At 66.3% G+C, this 21,989-nt stretch carries 14 protein-coding genes; 12 read left to right on the top strand and 2 right to left on the bottom strand.

What is annotated here, in order from left to right:
- Positions 1-1,463, bottom strand: a 1,463-nt coding sequence (locus tag DDF70_RS23560; RefSeq protein WP_114947251.1) for a phosphoenolpyruvate carboxykinase, incomplete at its 3' end; no start/stop codon positions are given.
- Between the two features lie 512 nt (positions 1,464-1,975).
- Between DDF70_RS23560 and DDF70_RS23555 the strand changes: the two genes are divergently transcribed.
- The 12 genes from DDF70_RS23555 (at position 1,976) to trxA (ending at position 19,847) form a co-directional block, all read left to right on the top strand.
- Positions 1,976-2,674 carry a response regulator transcription factor gene (locus DDF70_RS23555; RefSeq protein WP_099509738.1) on the top strand — a complete coding sequence of 233 codons (699 nt, stop codon included), beginning with the start codon at positions 1,976-1,978 and terminating at the stop codon, positions 2,672-2,674.
- A gap of 90 nt (positions 2,675-2,764) precedes the next feature.
- The gene (locus DDF70_RS23550; RefSeq protein WP_114947250.1) at positions 2,765-4,618 is read left to right on the top strand and encodes a sensor histidine kinase; all 1,854 of its coding nucleotides are present in this window, start codon (positions 2,765-2,767) and stop codon (positions 4,616-4,618) included.
- Positions 4,615-5,070, top strand: a complete 456-nt coding sequence (locus tag DDF70_RS23545) for an HPr kinase/phosphorylase (protein ID WP_114947249.1) — start codon at positions 4,615-4,617, stop codon at positions 5,068-5,070. Before DDF70_RS23550 ends, DDF70_RS23545 begins: the two co-directional genes overlap by 4 nt.
- 88 nt (positions 5,071-5,158) lie before the next feature.
- On the top strand, positions 5,159-5,557 hold the full coding sequence (locus DDF70_RS23540) for a PTS sugar transporter subunit IIA (protein ID WP_114947248.1): 399 nt from the start codon (positions 5,159-5,161) through the stop codon (positions 5,555-5,557).
- Positions 5,558-5,562: 5 nt separating this feature from the next.
- Positions 5,563-5,883 (top strand): HPr family phosphocarrier protein, encoded by a 321-nt coding sequence (locus DDF70_RS23535; RefSeq protein ID WP_114947247.1) that lies wholly within the window; start codon positions 5,563-5,565, stop codon positions 5,881-5,883.
- Positions 5,884-6,144: 261 nt separating this feature from the next.
- Positions 6,145-7,545: an adenosylhomocysteinase gene (gene ahcY, locus DDF70_RS23530; RefSeq protein ID WP_114947246.1), complete on the top strand. Its 1,401-nt coding sequence runs from the start codon at positions 6,145-6,147 to the stop codon at positions 7,543-7,545.
- Positions 7,546-7,905: 360 nt separating this feature from the next.
- Entirely contained in the window at positions 7,906-10,476 is a 2,571-nt protein-coding gene (locus DDF70_RS23525) for a sensor histidine kinase (protein WP_114947245.1), read from the top strand.
- An 8-nt stretch (positions 10,477-10,484) separates the two neighbouring features.
- Positions 10,485-12,071 (top strand): tRNA (adenosine(37)-N6)-threonylcarbamoyltransferase complex ATPase subunit type 1 TsaE, encoded by a 1,587-nt coding sequence (gene tsaE, locus DDF70_RS23520; RefSeq protein ID WP_114947244.1) that lies wholly within the window; start codon positions 10,485-10,487, stop codon positions 12,069-12,071.
- A gap of 9 nt (positions 12,072-12,080) precedes the next feature.
- Positions 12,081-12,815: a nucleotidyltransferase family protein gene (locus DDF70_RS23515; protein ID WP_114947243.1), complete on the top strand. Its 735-nt coding sequence runs from the start codon at positions 12,081-12,083 to the stop codon at positions 12,813-12,815.
- 9 nt (positions 12,816-12,824) lie between these two features.
- A complete protein-coding gene (gene addB / locus DDF70_RS23510) occupies positions 12,825-15,992 on the top strand; it encodes a double-strand break repair protein AddB (RefSeq protein WP_114947242.1) in 3,168 nt (1,055 codons plus the stop codon).
- Positions 15,989-19,426, top strand: coding sequence for a double-strand break repair helicase AddA (addA, locus tag DDF70_RS23505; RefSeq protein WP_114947241.1), 3,438 nt, complete (start codon positions 15,989-15,991; stop codon positions 19,424-19,426). Before addB ends, addA begins: the two co-directional genes overlap by 4 nt.
- A 100-nt stretch (positions 19,427-19,526) precedes the next feature.
- Positions 19,527-19,847 carry a thioredoxin gene (gene trxA / locus DDF70_RS23500; protein WP_009490441.1) on the top strand — a complete coding sequence of 107 codons (321 nt, stop codon included), beginning with the start codon at positions 19,527-19,529 and terminating at the stop codon, positions 19,845-19,847.
- A gap of 238 nt (positions 19,848-20,085) precedes the next feature.
- Here trxA and DDF70_RS23495 read toward each other — a convergent pair whose 3' ends face one another.
- Complete coding sequence (locus DDF70_RS23495) at positions 20,086-21,432, bottom strand: bifunctional folylpolyglutamate synthase/dihydrofolate synthase (protein WP_114947240.1); 1,347 nt, start codon at positions 21,430-21,432, stop codon at positions 20,086-20,088.
- Positions 21,433-21,989 lie beyond the last annotated feature (557 nt).

Here is a 21,989-nt window from a genome sequence, read left to right as displayed (position 1 = left end):
TACAGGATGTGCGGCTCGACGCCGGGCACCGAGGTCGGCACCGCGAAGCCGAAATACGGGTCGCGGCGGAAATCGGCGCGGGAGAGCGAACCGTCGAGAGCCGCCGTGAGCAGGCGGCGGGTGACACGGATCGGCATGCGCCGGCCGACGCCGTACTTACCGCCGGTCCAGCCCGTGTTGACGAGCCAGCAATCCACCGAGTGCTTGGCGATGAGATCGCGCAGCAGGTTGCCGTATTCGGACGGATGACGCGGCATGAAGGGCGCGCCGAAGCAGGTCGAGAACGTGGCCTCCGGATCCTTCACGCCCTTCTCCGTGCCCGCGACCTTCGCCGTGTAGCCGGAGAGGAAGTGGTACATGGCCTCGGCAGGCGTCAGCTTGGCGATGGGAGGCAGCACGCCGAAGGCATCGCAGGTGAGCATCACGATGTTCTTCGGAATGCCCGCGCGGCCCGTGGAGCTCGCATTGGGAATGAAGTCGAGCGGATAGGCGCAGCGCGTGTTCTCCGTCTTCGACGCATCGTCGAAATCGGGAATGCGCGTGATCGGATCGATGGTCACGTTCTCCAGCACCGTGCCGAAGCGCTCGGTGGTGGCGAAGATCTCGGGCTCCGCCTCGCGGGAGAGGCGGATCGTCTTGGCGTAACAGCCGCCCTCGAAGTTGAACACGCCGTTCGGGCCCCAGCCATGCTCGTCGTCGCCGAGCAGGACCCGGTTCGGATCGGCCGAGAGCGTGGTCTTGCCGGTGCCGGAGAGGCCGAAGAACACGGCCACGTCGCCCTCGTCGCCCACATTGGCCGAGCAATGCATGGGCATGACCTTCTGGGCGGGCAGCACGTAGTTCAGATAGGTGAAGACCGACTTCTTCATCTCGCCGGCATAGGACGTGCCGCCGATGAGCACGATCTTGCGCTTGAAGTCGCAGGCGATGACCGTCTCCGTGCGGCAGCCGTGCCGGGCCGGATCAGCCTTGAAGGACGGCAGGTCGATGATGGTCAGGCCGGGCACGTAATCGGCGAGCTCGCCCCGGTCGGGACGGATCAGCAGGTTGCGGATGAAGAGCGAATGCCAGGCATATTCCGTGAAGACGCGCGCCTTGACCCGGTAGGCCGGATCGGCGCCGCCGTAGAGATCCTGCGCGAACAGCTCCTTGCCCTCGGCATGGGCCAGGAAGTCGGCCAGCAGGGTGTCGAAATGGCCGGGCGTGATGGCGCCGTTGTTGTCCCACCAGACGGTGTTCTCCGTGGATTCGTCGCGCACCACGAACTTGTCCTTGGGGGAGCGGCCCGTATGCACGCCGGTGTCGGCCAGAAGCGCACCGCCCTGCACGAGCTTGGTCTCGCCCCGGGTCAGGGACTGCTCGTAGAGAGCAGGCGCCTCGAGGTTCCAGTAGACCCGTTTGAGATTGCGGAGGCCGGAGGCCTCGGCACCCTGTGCGCTGTTGAAGACGCCGATATTTTCCACGGAAGACTTCTCCTGATTGGCGGTCGCCGCGCAGCCAGGTCAGCCGCCGTCCGATGACCGTCACATGGGGGTAGGCCAAACAATTCCGGCAACACTTTGCCGTCTCGCTTGAACATGGAACCTTCTTTAGGTCAGCTGACGGTGCCGTCAACTCAGGTCATTTCATCGCATTCTATTTTTCCGGGAACCAGACCTCCATTAGCCTCAATCCCTCGAATTTGAAGGTATTTTCCGAGTTCTTTCGTATGATTGACCGGCCATTTCATCCGGCATCCCATATCTGTCGTTACGGAAATCAGCAGGGGCCCATCCTGACGGGTCCGGCACGGGTCGTTCATTCGCGGTTGAACGGGCGCCCCTTAGACACCACTATCAGGTCCGCCCCTGGCCGCAGCCGGGGGAAACCATATTTATGCCACGAGAAAGGCGCAGTTGGGGACGTTTTAGGGCCTGCTGCGTTGTCAGACGATACGAAAATCTGACATAGTTTGTGCCAAACCAAGGAAGAGTTCATGCCAACGATCGCCCTTGTCGATGACGATCGCAACATCCTGACCTCTGTTTCCATCGCCCTCGAAGCGGAGGGCTACCGCATTCAGACCTATACGGACGGCGCCTCGGCTCTGGACGGTCTCAAGCATGCCCCGCCCGATCTGGCGATCTTCGACATCAAGATGCCCCGCATGGACGGCATGGAGCTCCTGCGGCGCCTGCGGCAGAAGTCGGACCTGCCGGTGATCTTCCTGACGTCCAAGGACGAGGAGATCGACGAGCTGTTCGGCCTCAAGATGGGCGCCGACGACTTCATCCGGAAGCCGTTCTCCCAGCGGCTCCTCGTCGAGCGCGTGAAGGCCGTCCTGCGACGGTTCGCGCCAAAGGACCAGACCGCCCCCAAGGAGGCCGATCCGAAGGCCCTGGAGCGCGGCCAGCTCAAGATGGACCCGGAGCGGCATGCCTGCACCTGGAAGGGCGAGCCGGTGACCCTCACCGTGACGGAATTCCTGATCCTGCAGGCCCTCGCCACCCGTCCTGGGGTGGTGAAAAGCCGCAATGCCCTGATGGACGCGGCCTATGACGACCAGGTCTATGTCGACGACCGCACCATCGACAGCCACATCAAGCGCCTGCGCAAGAAGTTCAAGTCGGTTGACCAGAGTTTCGAAATGATCGAGACCCTCTACGGCGTGGGCTACCGCTTCAAGGAAGCCTGACGCTTTGGTGGCGCAAGCAACCCGGCAAGCAACCTGGAATGACGGCCACGGTCCGGGACGATGAGACTGGATCGGCCTCGAACGAGTAGCATGAAGGCTGACCCCATCCACGCCGAGGCGGCGTTCGACGATCCGCCGGCCCCTCAGGGCATCCTGGCGCGGCTGAAGCATTTCGGCCGCATGATCGTGCAGCGGGGCTCGTCGAGCCTGACGCGCCGGATCGTCGTGCTCAACCTGGCCGGCCTCGTGGCCCTGCTCGTCGGCTTCCTCTACCTCAACCAGTTCCGCGAAGGCCTCATCGAGGCACGGGTGCAGAGCCTTCTCACCCAGGGCGAGATCATCGCGGGTGCGATCGCGAGTTCCGCCACGGTCGAGACCAACACCATCACCATCGACCCGGACCAGCTCCTGCAGATGCAGGCGGGAGAAACCGAGCGGTTCAACGACGAATCCTTCTCCTCGCTCGAGTTCTCCATCAACCCCGAACGCGTCGCTCCCCTGCTGCGCCGTCTGGTGACGCCGACCAAGACCCGTGCCCGGATCTTCGACCGGGAAGGCACCCTGCTTCTCGATTCCAGATCGTTCTATTCCCGCGGCGACATCCTGCGCATGGAGCTGCCGCCGGTCGCCAATGTCGAGGATACGACGAGCTTCATCGAGCGCACCTGGAACAGCATCCGCAAGATGTTCCGGCGGACCAGACGTCCGGTGCAGGAGGAGGTCGGTCCGGCCAACGGCAAGTCCCTGCCGGAAGTGCAGCAGGCCTTCGCCGGCCAGCAATCGAGCGTGGTGCGCGTCAACAACCGTGGCGAGACCATCGTTTCGGTGGCCGTGCCGGTCCAGCGGTTCCGCACGGTCCAGGGTGCTCTCCTGCTCTCGACCCAGGAGGGCGACATCGACGCGATCATCGCGTCCGAGCGCTTCGCCCTGCTCCAGGTCTTCCTGGTGGCGGCCGTGGTCATGATCGTCCTGTCGCTCTTCCTCGCCGGCGCCATCGCGGGCCCGGTCCGGCGGCTCGCCGAGGCGGCGGAACGGGTGCGCTGGGGCACGAAGTCCCGACAGGAAATCCCCGATTTCACCACCCGGTCCGACGAGATCGGCCACCTGTCGGGCGCCCTGCGCGACATGACCAGGGCGCTCTACAACCGCATCGACGCCATCGAGAGCTTCGCGGCGGACGTGGCGCACGAGCTGAAGAACCCGCTGACCTCCCTGCGCAGCGCCGTCGAGACCCTCCCGCTCGCCCGCAGCGACGATTCCCGGGAGCGTCTCCTGTCGATCATCCAGCACGACGTGAAGCGCCTCGACCGGCTGATCAGCGACATTTCGGATGCGTCGCGGCTCGATGCGGAACTCGCCCGTGCCGATGCCGAGCCGGTGGACATGGTGCAGCTGCTCGACGCGGTGGTGTCGGTCGCCAACGAACGCCGCCAGGAGCATGATCCGCTCATCACGCTCAGCATCGAAAGGCAGGCCCAGGGCCGGGACGCCTTCCTTGTTCTCGGCCACGACAGCCGCCTCGGCCAGGTCTTCAACAACCTGATCGACAACGCCCGTTCCTTCTCGCCGTCCGACCAGACCGTCAACGTCTCCATGCGCCGCCGCAAGAACCAGGTGGAGATCCTGGTGGAGGACAGCGGGCCCGGCATCGAGCCGGATGCCCTCGACCGGATCTTCGAGCGCTTCTACACGGACCGGCCCGAGCAGGGTTTCGGCCAGAATTCCGGCCTCGGCCTGTCCATCTCCCGCCAGATCATCGAGGCCCATCGCGGCACGATCCGGGCCGAGAACCGGCTCGGCCCTCCCGACGAGGACGGCGAGCCCACCCGCCTCGGCGCCCGCTTCATCATCCGCCTGCCCGTCGAAGGAGCGAAGGCCAAGAAGGAGCAGGAGAGAAAGGACCGGGACAAAGCCAAGCGCGACGCCGGGAAGAAAGCCCCTTGAGCGAGGGTGAGACGATCCATGCCGGCTGCGTTCTCGTCGGCGAGGCGGGCCTTCTGATCCGTGGCGCGTCGGGATCCGGCAAATCGACCCTCGCCCGCGAGGTTGTGTCCCTCGCCCTCAGGGCGGGCCGCTTCGGACGGCTGGTCAGCGATGACCGGACCCGCCTCGAAGTTCATCATGGCCGCCTCCTGGCGCGACCGGTGGAACCTCTCGGCGGCAGCATCGAGGTGTTCGGCCTCGGCATTGTCCGCCAGCCCTACGAAAAGGCCGCCGTGGTGCGCCTGGTGGTCGACCTCTCCGACGATCCTGCCCGCTATCCGGAAGCGGAGGACAGGCAGGTCGACCTCTGCGGCGTCATGGTCGCTCGCATTCGGATGCAGGCCGGGGCAATCTCGGCGGATGTCGCCTTGGCCTGCCTGAGTGGTGTTTGCGACACGGTCGTGACACTGTGATGAACTTTTCCTCTCAATGCTCTTGCGCTTGGCTTCGCGGTGCACAAAATAGCGGCTCCGCTCTCGGAGCGTTCGGACTTGTAACATTATGATTGGAATGGTGCTCGTCACCCACGGGCAGCTCGCGACGGAATTCAAAGCGGCGCTCGAGCATGTCGTGGGTCCTCAAGAGCAGCTTGAAACGATCACGATCGGCCCCGACGACGACATGGAGACTCGGCGCAAGGACATCATGGCCGCCGTCTGCCGGGTCAACTCGGGCCAGGGGGTCGTGGTCCTGACGGACATGTTCGGCGGCACGCCCTCGAACCTAGCCCTGTCCTGCATGAACGGCTCCGTCGAGGTCGTAGCCGGCATCAACCTGCCCATGCTCATCAAGTTGGCTTCCGTCCGCGACGAGGAGATCCTGTCCGACGCCGTCTCCCATGCCCAGGAGGCGGGGCGCAAATACATCAACATCGCCTCGCGCGTTCTCTCGGGAAAGTAAGCATCATGGACCGGCCCCTCGATCAGGATTGCCCTCCGGCTCCCGTGCCGGACGGAGCCGATGTCCGTGAGCTGCCCATCATCAACCGCCGGGGCCTGCATGCCCGCGCCTCGGCCAAATTCGTCCAGACCGTCGAACGCTTCAACTCCGACGTGACGGTGACCCGCTGCGGCGAAACCGTGGGCGGGCGCTCGATCATGGGCCTTCTGACGCTCGCGGCCGCCCAGGGCACCTCCATCACCGTCACGGCCAAGGGCGAGGACGCCCAGGACTGCCTCCAGGCCATCGACGACCTTCTCGCCAACAAGTTCGGCGAGGACGAGTAAGCTCCAAGTGCTTTTCTGAGCGCGACGCGCTGCTCATTGCTTCGCACGTCATCACCGGCCTTGTGCCGGTGATCTCGATTGATTGAGGCACGGCGCTTTTCCGTATCGAGATGGCCGGGACAAGCCCGGCCATGACAGGAGCGGCGTCCTCTCCTCCCAAAAGAACATATAAAGACATCTTTATATCTTGATTGCCTCTCCCTGCGAGCTCTGGTAGACACAGCACCAATTCAACCGAACAGGTGCAAGAGAGAGGCCATCATGGCGCAGGATTACATCGTCAAAGACATCAGCCTTGCCGATTTCGGCCGCAAGGAAATCTCGATCGCCGAGACCGAGATGCCGGGCCTCATGGCCGTCCGGGCCGAATACGGCCCGAAGCAGCCCCTGAAGGGCGCTCGCATCGCCGGCTCGCTCCACATGACGATCCAGACCGCGGTGTTGATCGAGACCCTCAAGGCTCTCGGCGCCGACATCCGCTGGGTGTCCTGCAACATCTACTCGACCCAAGACCACGCCGCCGCCGCCATCGCGGCCGCCGGCATCCCGGTCTTCGCCTATAAGGGCGAGACCCTGAAGGAGTACTGGGACTACACCGCCAAGCTGTTCGACTGGCACGGCGGCGGCATGCCGAACATGATCCTCGACGACGGCGGCGACGCCACCATGCTGGTCCATCTCGGCCTGCGCGCCGAGCAGGGCGACACCGCCTTCCTCGACAAGCCGGGCTCCGAGGAAGAGGAAGTGTTCTTCGCCCTCATCAAGCGCCTGCTCTCCGAGAAGCCGAAGGGCTGGTTCGCCGAGCTCGCCCAATCGATCAAGGGCGTGTCGGAAGAGACCACCACGGGCGTCCACCGCCTCTACATCATGGAGAAGGAGGGCAAGCTCCTCTTCCCGGCGATCAACGTCAACGACTCGGTCACCAAGTCGAAGTTCGACAACCTCTACGGCTGCCGCGAGTCTCTGGTCGACGGCATCCGCCGCGGCACGGACGTGATGATGGCCGGCAAGGTCGCCATGGTGGCGGGCTTCGGCGATGTGGGCAAGGGCTCGGCCGCCTCGCTCCGCCAGGCCGGCTGCCGCGTGCTGGTGTCGGAAGTCGACCCGATCTGCGCCCTCCAGGCCGCCATGGAAGGCTATGAGGTCACGACCATGGAGGACGCGGCTCCCCGCGCCGACATCTTCGTCACCGCCACAGGCAACAAGGACGTGATCACCATCGAGCACATGCGCGCGATGAAGGATCGGGCCATCGTCTGCAACATCGGCCACTTCGACAACGAGATCCAGGTTGCGTCTCTCAAGAACCTGAAGTGGAACAACGTGAAGCCGCAGGTGGACGAGATCGAGTTCCCCGACGGGCACCGCATCATCCTGCTGTCGGAAGGCCGCCTCGTGAACCTGGGCAACGCCATGGGTCACCCGTCCTTCGTGATGTCGGCCTCGTTCACCAACCAGACGCTGGCCCAGATCGAGCTCTTCACCCAGCAGGGCAAGTACGAGCGCAAGGTCTACACCCTGCCCAAGCACCTGGACGAGAAGGTCGCCTCGCTGCACCTCGAGAAAATCGGCGTGAAGCTCACCAAGCTGCGCCCCGACCAGGCGTCCTATATCGGCGTCTCCGAGCAGGGCCCGTTCAAGCCGGACCACTACCGCTACTGATCGGTCGCCCACCAGCCTGCGAAAGCCCGGCCTCGCGCCGGGCTTTTTTATTGAGCCGGCGAAATCCCGAATCGAACAAACTGTCGCACCGGCATGTGTGTGTCACAAATGCAATATGGTTCGAGGAATTGCACACAGGTTCTCCAAAGGAACTTTAAGCGGGTGTTAACCCTCTTCCTGGCGGAGTCGGGGGTAGTCTAGAGTGAACACGAATCGACCGGCTGTTGCTGTGGCTTCGAACCTGCGCCGGCAGTTCCGTTCATGCGTAGACGGTTGACCTCTGCAGTGCCGCTGGGCGCGGCCGGGGATCAATCCAACTTGGCCCTTTTTCGGCCGCCAACAAAGGAAGGGCAGCACGGCATGGCCGGGCATTGGGAGCGTCACGACGGCAGCAGCGACGGGAAAGGTTCCCTCGTCGGTTCGGCCCGTGTTCCCCTATCCCTGGCGCTCCTGGCCGGCACCTCCCAGGCGGCTCTCGCCAACGACCTGCTGCTCCCGATCAGGGAAGGGGCCTCCGACCTCCTCGGCTTCCTGAACGGCTTCGACCTGCACAATGCGGTCTATTTCGGCCTCTTCATGGGCCTCGTCGCCGTCTCGACCACCACCGCCATGCTGCTGATGCACGAGCGCAAGCGTGCCGCCCGGATGGAGCGGCGCCTGCGAAACGAGCTCGACGCCCTGCGGGGCGCGGACGATCTCGCGGCCCTTCTCATGGGGTCGGAGCGCCAGCTCCTCGTGAGCTGGCACGGGCGGGACGGAGAGCCGCGCTTCCAGGGCGATCCGACCATCGTCGGCGAGAACGCCTCGGCGCAGCGAGCCCTCGCCTTCGGCACCTGGCTCGCTGCGGCGGACGCCACTGCGGTCGAGACCTCCCTCGAGCAGCTCAAGGAACGCGGCCAGGCTTTCCGCCTGACGGGACGCTGCACGACGGGCAGCCGCTTCGTCGACGTGGAAGGCCGCACCATCGGCGGGCGGGCGCTCCTGCGCCTGCGGGACGTGACCGGCGACCGGGCCGAGCTCATGAAGGTCCAGGGCCAGCTCGCGGTTGCGCGCAGCGACCTGCGCTCCATGACGATGCTGCTCGACGACGTCGCCTATCCGCTCTGGATCCGCGATACGGACGACAAGCTGCTCTGGGCGAACCAGGCCTATCTGCGCTCCGTCGAGGCCAGGGATCTCGACGACGCCATCGCCCGCTCCCTCGAACTCCTCGGCACAGCCACCCGGGACGAGGCGCGTCGGCAGCGCCTGTCCGGCGTCACCTTCTCGGGGAGAGTCACGGCGGTCGTCGCAGGCCATCGCGCGGTGCTCGACGTGATCGAACGCCCGACAGCCGGCGGCAGCGCGGGCATCGCGGTGGACGTGTCCGAACTCGAAGCGGTCCGCACCGACCTGCAGCGCCAGATGGACGCCCATGTGCGCACCCTGGATCAGCTGCCGACCGCCGTCGCGATCTTCGACGGCTCTCAGAATCTCATCTTCAGCAACGCCGCCTATCAGCGCCTCTGGGGCCTGGACGCCGCGTTCCTGGCCTCGCGCCCAACGGACAGCGAAGTGCTCGACAAGCTGCGCGTTGGCCGCAAGCTTCCCGAGCAGGCGGATTTCCGGGCGTGGAAGACCGAGTTCCTGCAGGGCTATCATTCGGTCGAGCAGCAGGAGACCTGGTGGCATCTGCCCGACCGGCGCACCCTGCGCGTGGTCATCAACCCCAATCCGCAGGGCGGCGTCACGTACCTGTTCGACGACGTGAGCGAGCGTTTCGAACTGGCCTCGCAGGTGCATTCGCTGACCCGCGTGCAGTCCGAGACCCTCGATACGCTGAAGGAAGGCGTGGCCGTGTTCGGCTCCGACGGGCGCCTCAAGCTGCACAACCGCGCCTTCGCCGACATGTGGAACCTGTCGCCCGAGATGACGGCGGAAAACCCGCATATCGACACGATCATCAAGGTCGCCCGCTTGCTGGCGCCGCAGGACGAGCCGTGGATCGACATTCGCGGCGCGGTGGCCGGCCTCGCCGACATGCGCATGGGTCTCACCTGCCGCATCGAACGCCACGACGGCACGGCGCTCGACTGCGCCGCGCAGCCCCTGCCCGACGGCGCGACGCTCCTGAGCTTCACCGACGTGACCGCGAGCGTGAACGTGGAGCGCGCGCTCACCGAGCGCAACGAGGCGCTGGAACGCGCCTCGCGGCTGCGCGACGAATTCGTGCATCACGTGTCCTATGAGCTGCGCTCGCCGCTCACCAACATCATCGGCTTCACGCAATTGCTCGGCGACGAGACGGTGGGCGCCCTCAACCCGCGCCAGCGCGACTACGCCGACCACATCATGCGGTCCTCGGCTTCGCTGCTCGCGATCCTCAACGACATTCTCGATCTCGCGTCCATCGATACCGGCTCGCTGGAGCTGACGCCGGAGATCGTCGACATCCGCTCCACCATCGAGGCCGCCATGCGGGGGCTCGAGGACCGGCTGGCCGAATCCTCGCTCAACCTGGTCATCGACACCCCGGACGACATCGGCACCTTCGTGGCCGACGGCAAGCGCGTTCGCCAGATCCTGTTCAACCTGCTCTCCAACGCGGTCGGCTTCTCGTCGCCCGGCCAGACCATCCAGGTGTCGGCGCGCAAGCGCGGCGGCGAGGTGATCTTCGACGTGAAGGACCAGGGGCGCGGCATTCCGCCCGAGATCAAGGCGCGCATCTTCGAGCGGTTCGAGAGCCATACGCTGGGAACGCGCCATCGCGGCGTGGGTTTGGGGCTGTCCATCGTGCGTTCCTTCGTGGAACTGCATGGCGGGCGCATCGAAATCTCGTCCGCGCCTGGCCTCGGCACCACGGTCACGTGCATCTTCCCCAATGACCGGCACGAGACGCCGTCTGATGGCCGATCGGCGCAATCTGCGCTAACTCCAATCGCAGCCGAGTAGGAACAGCGATGGTGAATGGACTGGCCCTCATGCCCGAGCAGGACCTTATGCAAGCCGCATGGATCGTGACGCTTCCCGACCACCAGTCGACGGAGCGCTTCGCGAGGATCCTGGCCGAAGAGCTGAAACCCGGGGACCTCGTCACCCTCTCGGGCGGCCTCGGCGCCGGCAAGACCACGCTGGCCCGTGCCCTGGTGCGGACCCTTGCGGGCGATCCGGAACTCGAGGTTCCAAGCCCCACCTTCACCCTGATGCAGGTCTATGACGGCCAGCGTCCCCCCATCGTCCATGCGGATTTCTACCGCCTCTCCGGCGGCTACGAACTCACGGAGCTGGGCTGGGACGAGATGACGGAGAACGCCATCGCGCTCGTCGAGTGGCCCGAACGGGCCGACGATGCGCTTAACCCCGAGCATCTCGATATCCGCCTCGACTTCGCCCCCGGCAGCCAGGGCCGCGGGCGCCTCGCGATGCTCACCGGAACCGGCGCCTTCGCGTCCCGCCTCCAGCGCATGAAGGCCTATCGCAGCCTCGTCGAGCGCTGCGGCTGGGGCGATGCGAAGCGCCAGCCCATGCCGAGCGACGCTTCCGTGATCCGCTCCTACGAGCGCCTGGTGAAGCCCGACGGCTCGACCGCCCTCCTGATGATCTCGCCCCCACGTCCGGCCGGGCCCGCCGTGCGGCGCGGCAAGCCCTATACGACCATCGCGAAGCTCGCCGAGACGGTGAATGCCTTCGTGGCCATGGACAAGGGCCTGCGCGCTCTTGGCTTCAGCGCGCCCTACATCTACGGCGAGGACCTGGAGGCGGGCCTTCTCCTCATCGAGGATCTCGGTTCCGAGCCCGTCACCGATGCCAAAGGCCCGATCCCGGAGCGCTACGCGGAGGCGACCAGGGTCCTGGCGCAGCTCCACGGCCAGACCCTGCCGCAGGTGCTCCCGGTGGCGGACGGCATCGACCATCCGATCCCGCCCTACGATCTCGAAGCCCTCCTCATCGAGGTGGAGCTTCTGCTCGACTGGTACGTGCCTCATATCATCGGCACGCAGCTCTCAGGGTCCGCGCGGGCGGAATTCGTCAATCTCTGGACCGAGACCCTGGGCGAGGTTCTCGCCGCCCCGACCACCTGGACCCTGCGCGACTACCACTCGCCCAACCTGATCTGGCTGCCCAAACGCGAAGGCCTGCAGCGGGTCGGCATGATCGACTTCCAGGATGCGGTGCTGGGCTCGCCGGCCTACGACGTCGCGTCTTTGTTGCAGGATGCGCGCGTGACCGTGCCGCCCGAACTCGAACTGAAGCTCATCGGCCTCTATGCCCGCGACCGGAAGGCCGTCGATCCTGCTTTCGACGTGTCGGCCTTCGCCCGCGCCTACGCGATCATGGCAGGCCAGCGCGCCACCAAGATCCTCGGCATCTTCGCCCGCCTCGACCGGCGCGACGGCAAGCCGCACTATCTCAAGCATCTGCCGCGGATCGAAGCCTATCTCGTCCGCAACCTCGCCCATCCGGCCCTGGGCAAGCTCAAGGTCTGGTACGAAAACTATCTGCCGAGGCTGATCCCGCAGGCGGATGAACTCCCTCCCGAATCTTGAGCCAGCTCCTTGTCCCAGACCTCCCCGCGCGCGCCGCACAAAGCCATCGTTCTCGCTGCAGGCTTAGGCAAGCGCATGCTGCCGATCACGGCCACCATGCCGAAGCCCCTCGTGAAGGTGGCGGGACAAAGCCTCGTCGACTTCGCCCTCGACCGCCTGCACGAGGCCGGCATCGACACGGTGGTGGTGAACGTGCACCATTTCGCCGACATGCTCGAAGCTCACCTGAGCACGCGCGACGTTCCGCGCATCGTCGTCTCGGACGAACGGACCGAGCTTCTGGAAACCGGCGGCGGCGTGAAGAAGGCCCTGCCGCTTCTCGGCAGCGAGCCCTTCATCACCTTCAACTCCGATTCGCTCTGGATCGAGGGGCGGGAACCGAATCTGAAGCGTCTCGTGTCCGCCTGGGACCCGGAGCGGATGGACATCCTGATGCTCGTGGCCCCGTTATCCACAAGCATTGGATTCGAAGGCCGGGGCGATTTTCACATGAACGAGAGCGGCCGCCTGCGCCGCCGTGGAACGGACCCGAGCGCACCTTTCGCCTATGCGGGAGTCGCCATCGTGAAGCCGGAACTTGTTCACGGGACGCCCGACGGAGCGTTCTCGGCCAATGCCTTCTACGACCGCGCCATCGCGAAGGACCGCCTCTACGGCTTGTGCATGGAGGGGCAATGGCTGCATGTTGGGGAGCCCCAGGCCATTGCCGAGGCTGAAAGATGCCTCGCCGCCAGCAAGCGTTGAGGTTTTGGAGTGCCGACCCAGCCGCGCGTCTTCTCAATCCCTCCGGGTTGCGCCTTCCTGCCGACCCTCGTGGATGCGCTGTTCGATGGACACCTCGTCGGCCCCCTGCCAGATGATCCCGCGGCCCTGTCCGACATCACGATCTATGTGCCCAACCGCCGCGCCACCCGTGCGCTGATCGCGCTGCTCGCCGAGCGCGGCGCAGGCAAGGCGCAGCTCTTGCCGCGGATCGTCCCCTTAGGCGAAACCGACGAGGCCGAATTCGAACTGACGGGGCTGGAGGGCACGCCTCTCCAGGAGGCCGCGAGCCTCAAGCCGCCGATCCCGCCCCTGGAACGCCGCCTCATCCTCACGCGCCTCGTGCAGCGCTGGTCGGCCGAAGTGGACCGTGCGCTGCTGCAACTCGGCCCCGAGGTGCCCTTCATGGTGCCGGCCTCGCCGGCCGACGCGGTGAACCTCGCGGGCGACCTCGAAACCCTGATGGATGCCTTCACGACGGAAGGCATCGACTGGCATGCCCTCGAACTGGCGGTGGATTCGGACTACTCGACCTATTTCGAGATCACGCGGCATTTCGTGCAGATCGCGAGCGAGCACTGGCCCAGGATCCTGGCCGAGCGCCAGGCGAGCGACCCCGCGCAGCGGCGCAACGCGCTGCTCGACGCGGAGGCGCGGCGCCTCACGCGCGAGCGCCCTGAACATCCGATCATCGTCGCGGGCTCGACCGGCTCGGTGCCGGCGACCGCACACCTCATGGGCGTGATTGCGCGCCTGCCCAAAGGCGCCATCGTGCTGCCCGGCCTCGACACGGATCTCGACGAGGAGAGCTGGTCGACCATCGGCGGAACCGGCGACGACGAGACCGATCCGGTGCATGGACATCCGCAGGCCTCGCTTCGCCGTCTCCTCGACAAGCATCTGCGCGTCCCGCGCGCCGACGTCTCTGTCCTTGGTGACGTGCCAGAGGCTGCGAAGGCCCGCAACCACCTGCTCTCCGAAGCCTTGCGCCCGGCGGACACCACGGATCGCTGGTCGCTGATCGCGCCCGATGATCGCGTGGCGTTGAGCGCGCGCGGCTGCGAGGGGCTGGCCATCATCGAGGCCATGGACGAGCGCGAGGAGGCGCTCGCCATCGCCATCGCGCTGCGCGAAACCATGGCGCATCCGCACAAGACGGCAGCCCTCGTCACGCCGGATCGTGCGCTTGCCGCGCGCGTGACAGCGGAACTCGCCCGCTGGGGCCTGAGCATCGAGGATTCCGCGGGCATTCCCCTGTCCGATACGCCTGCCGGACGTCTGGCGCGAATGGCCGCGGAAGCGGCGGCCGACGACCTGCGCCCCGTGCGCCTGCTGGCGCTGCTCGCACACCCGATGGTGCGGCTCGGCCTGTCCCGCGAGATGGTCGAACATGCGGCAAGCGTGCTCGAGATCGGCGTGCTGCGCGGGCCTGCTCCCGCGCTCGGCATCGAAGGCATGCGCGCCGCGCTCGCCAGCCGCCGCGCCGGGAACGATCATCGCACGCCGCGTCCGCGCAAGCGCCTGACGGAAGCCGATTGGGATCTCGCGGACGACTTGCTGCAGCGCCTCGGCCTCGCCTTCAACACCTTCACGCCGACCGTTCATGGCGAAGGCCGTCTCGATCTCATGTCGCTCGTGGAGCATCATCGCCGCGCCGTCGAGCTGCTCTGGACCGGGCCCGACGACGAACCGGCGGAGCAGGATGACGATTCCTCGAAGGAAGCGCTCGCCGCGCTGTTCGACGATCTCGAACATTCCGACATCCGCGCGGAGGAAGGTCATCCGCTTGCGGGCCGCTTCGTCGATTACCCGACCTTCTTCACGGCTCTCGCCAAGCAGCGCTCCTTGAGCCCGTCGCCCCGCGCCACGCACCGGCGCCTGAAGATCCTCGGTCTTCTCGAAGCGCGTCTGCTCTCCGTCGACCGCGTGGTGCTCGGCGGATTGGACGAAGGCTCCTGGCCGCCGCGCACGGTGACGGATGCGTTCCTCAACCGCCCCATGCGCTCGCGCGTCGGCCTGATGCCGCCGGAGCGGCGCATCGGCCAGACGGCGCATGATTTCGTGCAGGCGCTGGGCACGCACGACGTGGTGATCACCCGCGCGCATAAGCGCGACGGCTCACCCATGGTGCCCTCGCGCTTCCTGCAGCGCCTGAAGGCCTTCGCCGGCAAGGACGTGTGGGAGCGCATGACGAAGGCCGGCGAGTATTACCGTCGACTCGCGCGCACCCTCGACACGCCGGAGCCCGCACCCTCGCTGCCGCGCCCACGGCCGAAGCCCGACCCGGCGCTGTTCCCGCGCTCCCTGAGCGTCACGGAAATCGAGACGCTGGTGCGCGATCCCTATTCGATCTTCGCGCGCCACATCCTCAAGCTCGACGCGCTCGATGCGATAGCCGTGACGCCGAGTGCCGCGGATCGCGGCACGATCATCCACGAGGTGCTGGGCACATTCGCCGAGCAATACCCGAAGACATTGCCGGCCCATGCGCAGGAGATCCTGCTGGCGCTCGGCACCGACGCCTTTGCCGAGATCGCCGAGGCCTATCCCGAACTCTATGCGGAATGGTGGCCGCGCTTCACGCGGCTTGCCACCGAATTCGTCGTGTGGGAGCAGAACCGCCGTCCCGACCTCGTCGATGTCTACGCGGAACGCTCCGGGCGCCTGTCGATCCCGCTGCCGGACGGCACGATCTTCAATCTTCGTGCCCGCGCGGACCGTATCGAGCATCGCCGTGACGGCCGTTTCGCCATCATCGACTTCAAGACGGGGCAACCGCCCGGCGTGCGCGAGGTCTATGCCGGCTTCTCGCCGCAGCTGACGCTCGAAGCCATGATGCTGATGAAGGGCGCCTTCAAGGGGCTGCCGATGGCGAAGGACGCGCCGGACCTGATCTACATCCACACCACCGGTGGGCGCGAGCCGATCAAGCCGCGCGAGATCAAGCCCGGGCGTGACGAGGAGCGCTCGGTGCCGGAGATCGTGGAGGAACATCGCCGCCGCTTCGAGGGCATGATCGTGCGCTACGCCAAGGGCGAGGCACCTTACGTCTCGCGGCCCTTCCCGAAATATGCGCGCAAATTCTCGGAATACGACCACTTGGCGCGCGTGAAGGAATGGTCGCTCGCGAGTGCGGGCGGCGGCGAGGGATCCGAATGAGCACCGATCTCGTCATCCCGGAATACACCAAGGACGCGCAGCGCCGCGCCGCCAACCCGCGCGCATCCGCCTGGGTGTCGGCCAATGCGGGCGCCGGCAAGACCAAGGTGCTCACCGACCGTGTCGTGCGTCTGCTGCTCGCGGGCTCTCTGCCGGGCCGCATTCTCTGTCTCACCTTCACCAAGGCGGCCGCCGCCAACATGGCGATCCGCGTGTTCGAGCGCCTTGGCCGCTGGGTGACGCTCGATGAGGAAAGCCTCGTCAAGGAACTGACGGAACTCGAGGGCGCGAAACCGACGCGGGCCCAGGTGAAACTCGCGCGCACGCTCTTTGCGCGCGCGGTGGAAACGCCGGGCGGCCTCAAGATCGACACTATCCACGCCTTCTGCGAGCGACTTCTGCATCTCGTGCCGTTCGAGGCCAATGTGCCCGCGCGCTTCGCCGTGCTCGACGAGAGCCAGACCGACGAGATGCTGGCCCAGGCCACCGCCAATGTGATGGCCGATGCGGCGAGCGGCAATTTCCCGGAACTTGCCGATGCGCTCGATACCATCAGCGTCGATGCGATAGGCGACGCCCTCACCTCCGCGATCAACGCGGCCTTGAAGTGCAAGGCGTTCCTGCACGATGCGTCGGGCCCCGCACGGCTTCGCAGGGAACTCGGGCTGGGCGCGGATGAGACGCTGGAGAGCGTCGAGACCGCAATGCTCGAAGGCGGCATCAGGCCGGAAGAATGGCCCTCCATCGTGCAGGAACTTCTGGCCGGCAAGGCGACTGACCAGGAGCGCGCCGCCTCCTTCATCGCAGCCGCCGAGGCCCAGGATCCGGACGAGAAGCTCAAGCATTACCTGTCGGTCTTCCTGAAGGAATCGGATTGGACGCCGCGCGCGGAGTCACGCCTCGTGACGAAGTCGGTCGATCCCGCCTTGAAGGAACGGCTGCTGACCGAGCAGAGCCGCATCTGGCGCCTCATCGACAAGCGCAAGGCCGCGCGCGCCGCCGAGCGCACCGGCGCGCTGTTCACGCTCGCGGCCGAGATCCACACCCGCGTCGAGCAGGCGAAGATGCGTCTCGGCGCGCTCGACTTCCAGGATCTCATCGACAAAACCCTGGCGCTGCTCTCGCGCGGCGACACGGCCTGGGTGCTCTACAAGCTCGACCGCGGCATCGATCACGTGCTGATCGACGAGGCGCAGGACACGAACCCGGAGCAATGGGAGATCCTGCGCAAGATCACCGAGGATTTCACGGCGGGCGCCGGCGCTGCGGGCGGGCGCGTGCGCACGCTCTTCGCGGTGGGCGATCCCAAGCAGTCGATCTACGGCTTCCAGGGCGCGGCTCCGCAGGAATTCGAGACGATGCGCCGGAGCTGGTCGCAGAAGGTGAAGAACGCCGAGCTCCATTTCGAGGACGTGTCGCTCACCATGTCGTTCCGATCGGCCAAGGCCGTGCTGTCGGCCGTGGACGCGACCTTCGCGGTCGAGGCGAATTTCAAGGGACTGTCCTTCGAGGACAAGGCGGTCGGCACCGTGCACGAGAGCGCGCGCCCTCACGCGCCGGGCCTCGTGGAAATGTGGCCCCTGGAAATGCCCGCCAAGGAGGAAGAGCCCGAGGCCTGGGTGCTGCCCATCGACGAGCCGGAGCAGCACGCGCCGCCCGTCGTCGTCGCGCGTCGCATCGCGCAGGCCGTGAAGTGCTGGACCACCAAGGGCGACGAGATGGGCCGCGTGTGGACGGCCGGCGACGTGCTCGTGCTGGTGAGGAAGCGCGGCGCCGCCTTCGAGGCGGTGATCCGCGCGCTGAAAGAGGCGGGCGTGCCCGTGGCCGGTGCGGACCGGCTCAATATCGGCGAGCACATCGCCGTGCTCGATCTCGTGGCCGCCGGACGCGCGGCGCTTCTGCCGGACGACGACCTCACGCTCGCGACCGCGCTGAAATCGCCGCTCGTCGGCCTCACCGACGACGATCTCATCCGCATCGCCGCCAACCGCGCGGACGAGGAATCCCTGCACGCCGCCATGACGCGGCACGCCGAAGCGGGCGATGCGAAGGCGAAACGCGGATGCGAGGCCTTGAGCGCATGGCGCGAGCTCGCGCGCATCCATGGCCCCTTCGGCTTCTTCGCCACCCTGCTCGGACCGCGCGGCGGGCGCTCGCTGCTCGTGGCGCGCCTGGGGAGCGAGGCGGGCGACGCCATCGACGCGTTCCTGTGCTTCGCCCATCAATCGGAAATGACGGAGACGCCCTCGCTCACCGTCTTCCTGAACCGGTTCGAATCCGCCTCGCACACGATCAAGCGCGACCTCGATTCCGTGAACAACGAAGTGCGCGTCATGACCGTGCACGGCGCAAAAGGTCTCGAGGCTCCCATCGTGGTGCTCATCGACGGCTGCGAGGTGCTGGGCCGCGATCCGCCGCTGCTGCAATTGCAGACGACGGCAGGCGACAGGATCCCGGTCTGGGCGCCCGGCAAGACCTCCGATTCCAGCGTGATGACGCAGGCGCGCGACCTCCTGCATGCCAAGGGTTACGAGGAGCACAACCGCCTGCTCTACGTCGCCATGACCCGCGCGAAGGACCGGCTGGTGATCGCCCCCTACCGGACGAACGGGAACGAGACGAAGCAGGAAGCCTGGTGCGAGATGATCCGCCATGGGCTCGTCGCGAAGGCGGGCGGCCTGGAGCTGGACGAGGCGCCCTACGGCCCGATCTCGGTCTGGCGCGACGGCTCGGCGCTGGCGCGCACCCTGGTGGCCGAATCCGACGTGCCGCCCCTCGATCCCATCGCGGTCCCGGACTGGCTGACCACGGCGGCCAGGCCGGAGCCCGAGCCTCTGCCCCCGATCCGCCCCTCGAGCGCGCTCGGCGCCGCCGACCGGATGACACGTCCCGGCGACGGTCCCTATGCGCCCGAGGCGCGGCTGCGCGGCACCCTGGTCCATGCCCTGCTGGAGCGCTTGCCGGCGCTGGCGCCAGAGCACCGGGAGAGCATGGCGCGCTCCTACATCAAGGCCCGCGCACCGCGCCTTCCCCAGGACCTGCGCGAATCGATCCTGACCAACGCCCTTGGGGTTCTCGACCATGCGGACCTGATGCCTCTTTTCGGCAAGGGCTCGCGGGCGGAGGCGCCCATCGCCGGGCGGGTGCTCACGGCAGAGGGCGAGATCATGGTCTCGGGCCAGATCGACCGGCTCGCCGTGCTCGATGCGGACGTGCTGGTCGCCGATTTCAAGACCACCGCCCGCCCACCGAAGGCGGGCCAGCCGCCCCCGCGCTCCTATGTGGCGCAGCTTGCTCTCTACCGGACGCTCCTCGCCGAGATCTATCCGGAAAAGCGCATCCGCACCTTCCTGATCTGGACCTCGGGCCCCGTGATCCACGAGCTCCTGGAACCCGATCTGGAATCCGCACTTACCCTCATCAAAGCGGCGTGAGACACAGAGCCCTTGCTTGATTCCCTCAAGCCGGGTTCTTACCTTGGCCCTATAGCCGAGCGGCTCGAAGCTGAGTCGCGCTCAAGTCAAAGGTGATCTGATGGCAACCGTAAAGGTGACCGATTCAAGCTTCGCGCAGGATGTCCTGCAATCCTCCGAGCCCGTCGTGGTCGATTTCTGGGCGGAATGGTGCGGTCCCTGCCGCATGATCGGCCCGGCCCTGGAAGAGATTTCCAACGAGATGGCCGGCAAGGTGAAGATCGCCAAGCTCAACGTGGACGAGAACCCGCAGATCTCCTCCCAGCTCGGCATCCGGTCGATCCCGGCCCTGATGGTGTTCAAGGACGGCAAGGTCGTCGCCCAGAAGGTCGGCGCCGCCCCCAAGGGCGAACTGTCCCGCTGGATCCAGGCCTCCGCCTGATCGCGTTGAGTTTTTGAAATAATCAAAGGGGCCGCAAGGCCCCTTTTCTTTTGCCAGTTCGTGCACAGAGCAACCGACCCTCTCCCCCCTTCTGGGGGAGGAGTGGAGAGGGGGGTACGGCGCAGGACTGGAACCAGAGTGGCGCTAACACCTCCTCCCTAGCCCTCCCCCACAAGGAGGGAGGGGAGTCCAGCGCTACTCTCGGTATGCGCTCCCGTCGGAGATAAATCTTACGTCCCTACTCCGGCAGCGTCCCGTTCGCCGCCAAGACCTCGCCGGCGAGATAGAGCGAGCCGCAGATCAGGATGCGGGGCGGGTGGTCCCAGACATAGTTGTGGAGCGAGGCGAGGGCCGATTCGACGCTCGAGGCCGTCGAGGTGGTGAGCCCCACGCTGGACGCGATGGCCGCGACCTCCTCGGCGGGGCGGGCGGCGATCTGGCCGGCGATCGGAACCGCGATCACCTCGCGGGCGAGGCCGGAGAAGTTCTTGAAGAAGGCCTGAGAATCCTTCGTGCCGAGCATGCCGGTGATCAGCACGAGGGGCGCGTCCGAGCGCTCGCTCCGGTCCGCCATGGCGGCGGCGAGCACCCGGCCGCCGTCGGGATTGTGGCCGCCGTCGAGCCAGAGCTCGCAGCCCTGCGGGGCGATCTCCGGCAGACGTCCCTTGTTGAGGCGCTGGAGGCGCCCAGGCCATTCGGCGCGGGTGAGGCCCGCCTCGAAGGCGGACGTCTCGAAATGCTCGAACCCGGCGGCACGCAGTGCCGCGATCGCCGTACCGGCATTGGTGAATTGATGCCGCCCGATGAGCCGGGGGCGCGGCAGGTCCAGGAGGCCCTTCTCATCCTGGTAGACGAGGCGTCCACCCTCCTCGTGCACGGAGAAATCCTGCTGGCCGACGAAGAGCGGGGACACGCCGATGCGCTCCGCCTCGTCGCGCAGGGTCTGGTCGGCTTCCGTGTAATCCTGCGGGGCGATGATTGCCGGGCAGCCGCGCTTGAAGATGCCGGCCTTCTCCCTCGCGATGGCCTGCAGGGTCGTGCCGAGATATTCCGCGTGGTCATGCCCGATGGGCGTAACGACGGCGGCGGCCGGCCTGTCGATCACGTTGGTGGCGTCGAAGCGGCCGCCGAGACCGACTTCGAGCAGGAGCACGTCGGCAGGCTCTTCCGCGAAGATCAGCAGGGCGGCCGCGGTCGTGATCTCGAACACGGTGATGGGCTCGCCCGCGTTCACCGCCTCGCAGCGGCGGAAGGCCTCGACGAGCCTCTCCTCGCTCACATAGCGGCCGCCGCCGCCGAGCCGGCCCAGGCGGATGCGCTCGTGGAAGCGCACGAGATGAGGCGAGGTATAGACGTGGACGGCAAGACCGGCGCTTTCGAGGATCGCCCGCATGAACGCGATGGTCGAGCCCTTGCCGTTGGTGCCGGCCACATGGATGACCGGCGGCAGGCGGCGCTCCGGATGGCCGAGCTGGGCCAGAAGCCGCTGGATGCGCCCGAGCGAAAGATCGATGGTCTTCGGGTGCAGGGCGAGAAAGCGCGCGATCAGCGCATCGGAGGACTCAAAAGCACCGCTACCACTCATGTCCGACTTCCTCATTCCCTTCAGGACGCCGGGACTAGCACTTGCCGCTCGAGGGGGGAAGAGAGGCGTCGTTAGGCGGATCGTCGCTCAAGCGGTCAGGTGCATGGGGGTGGCCCGTGACGATGTTGCTGCTAGCGCATCGGACGGACCCAGAGGGCCGCGTCATCCGATGCGCCAGTCAAGAGAAGGAGCATCGGATGAATCCCAAAAGTGGTGTCCACTTTTGCGTCCGAGGCTCTAGATCCGCGCTATGGACGCTCCTCGTGAGGGCCTTTCCTTGTCTTGAACGCACCGAATTTCGCCTGTGTGACGCAATGCACGGCCTCCGTCTGCAAAGTGGTTCAAAGTCCGATCATGGCCAACGGAGGCGCCGATGATCAGGGTATATGGAATCGCACTGGCTGGATTCTTGCTCGCCGGGCTTGAGCCTGCATTCGCGGAGCCCGGCCCTCAAGAACGACAATGCATCGTGGGGGAGCAGCGTATCAACGGTGTGTGCCGGGCCTTATCGGAAGGCGCTGGCACGCGAACAGGCGACCAAGGCAGTACCGGCAATC

It is taken from the genome of Microvirga calopogonii (genome assembly GCF_003347665.1).
Classification (GTDB): Bacteria; Pseudomonadota; Alphaproteobacteria; order Rhizobiales; family Beijerinckiaceae; genus Microvirga; species Microvirga calopogonii.
This window is presented reverse-complemented; position numbering and strand designations above follow the sequence as displayed.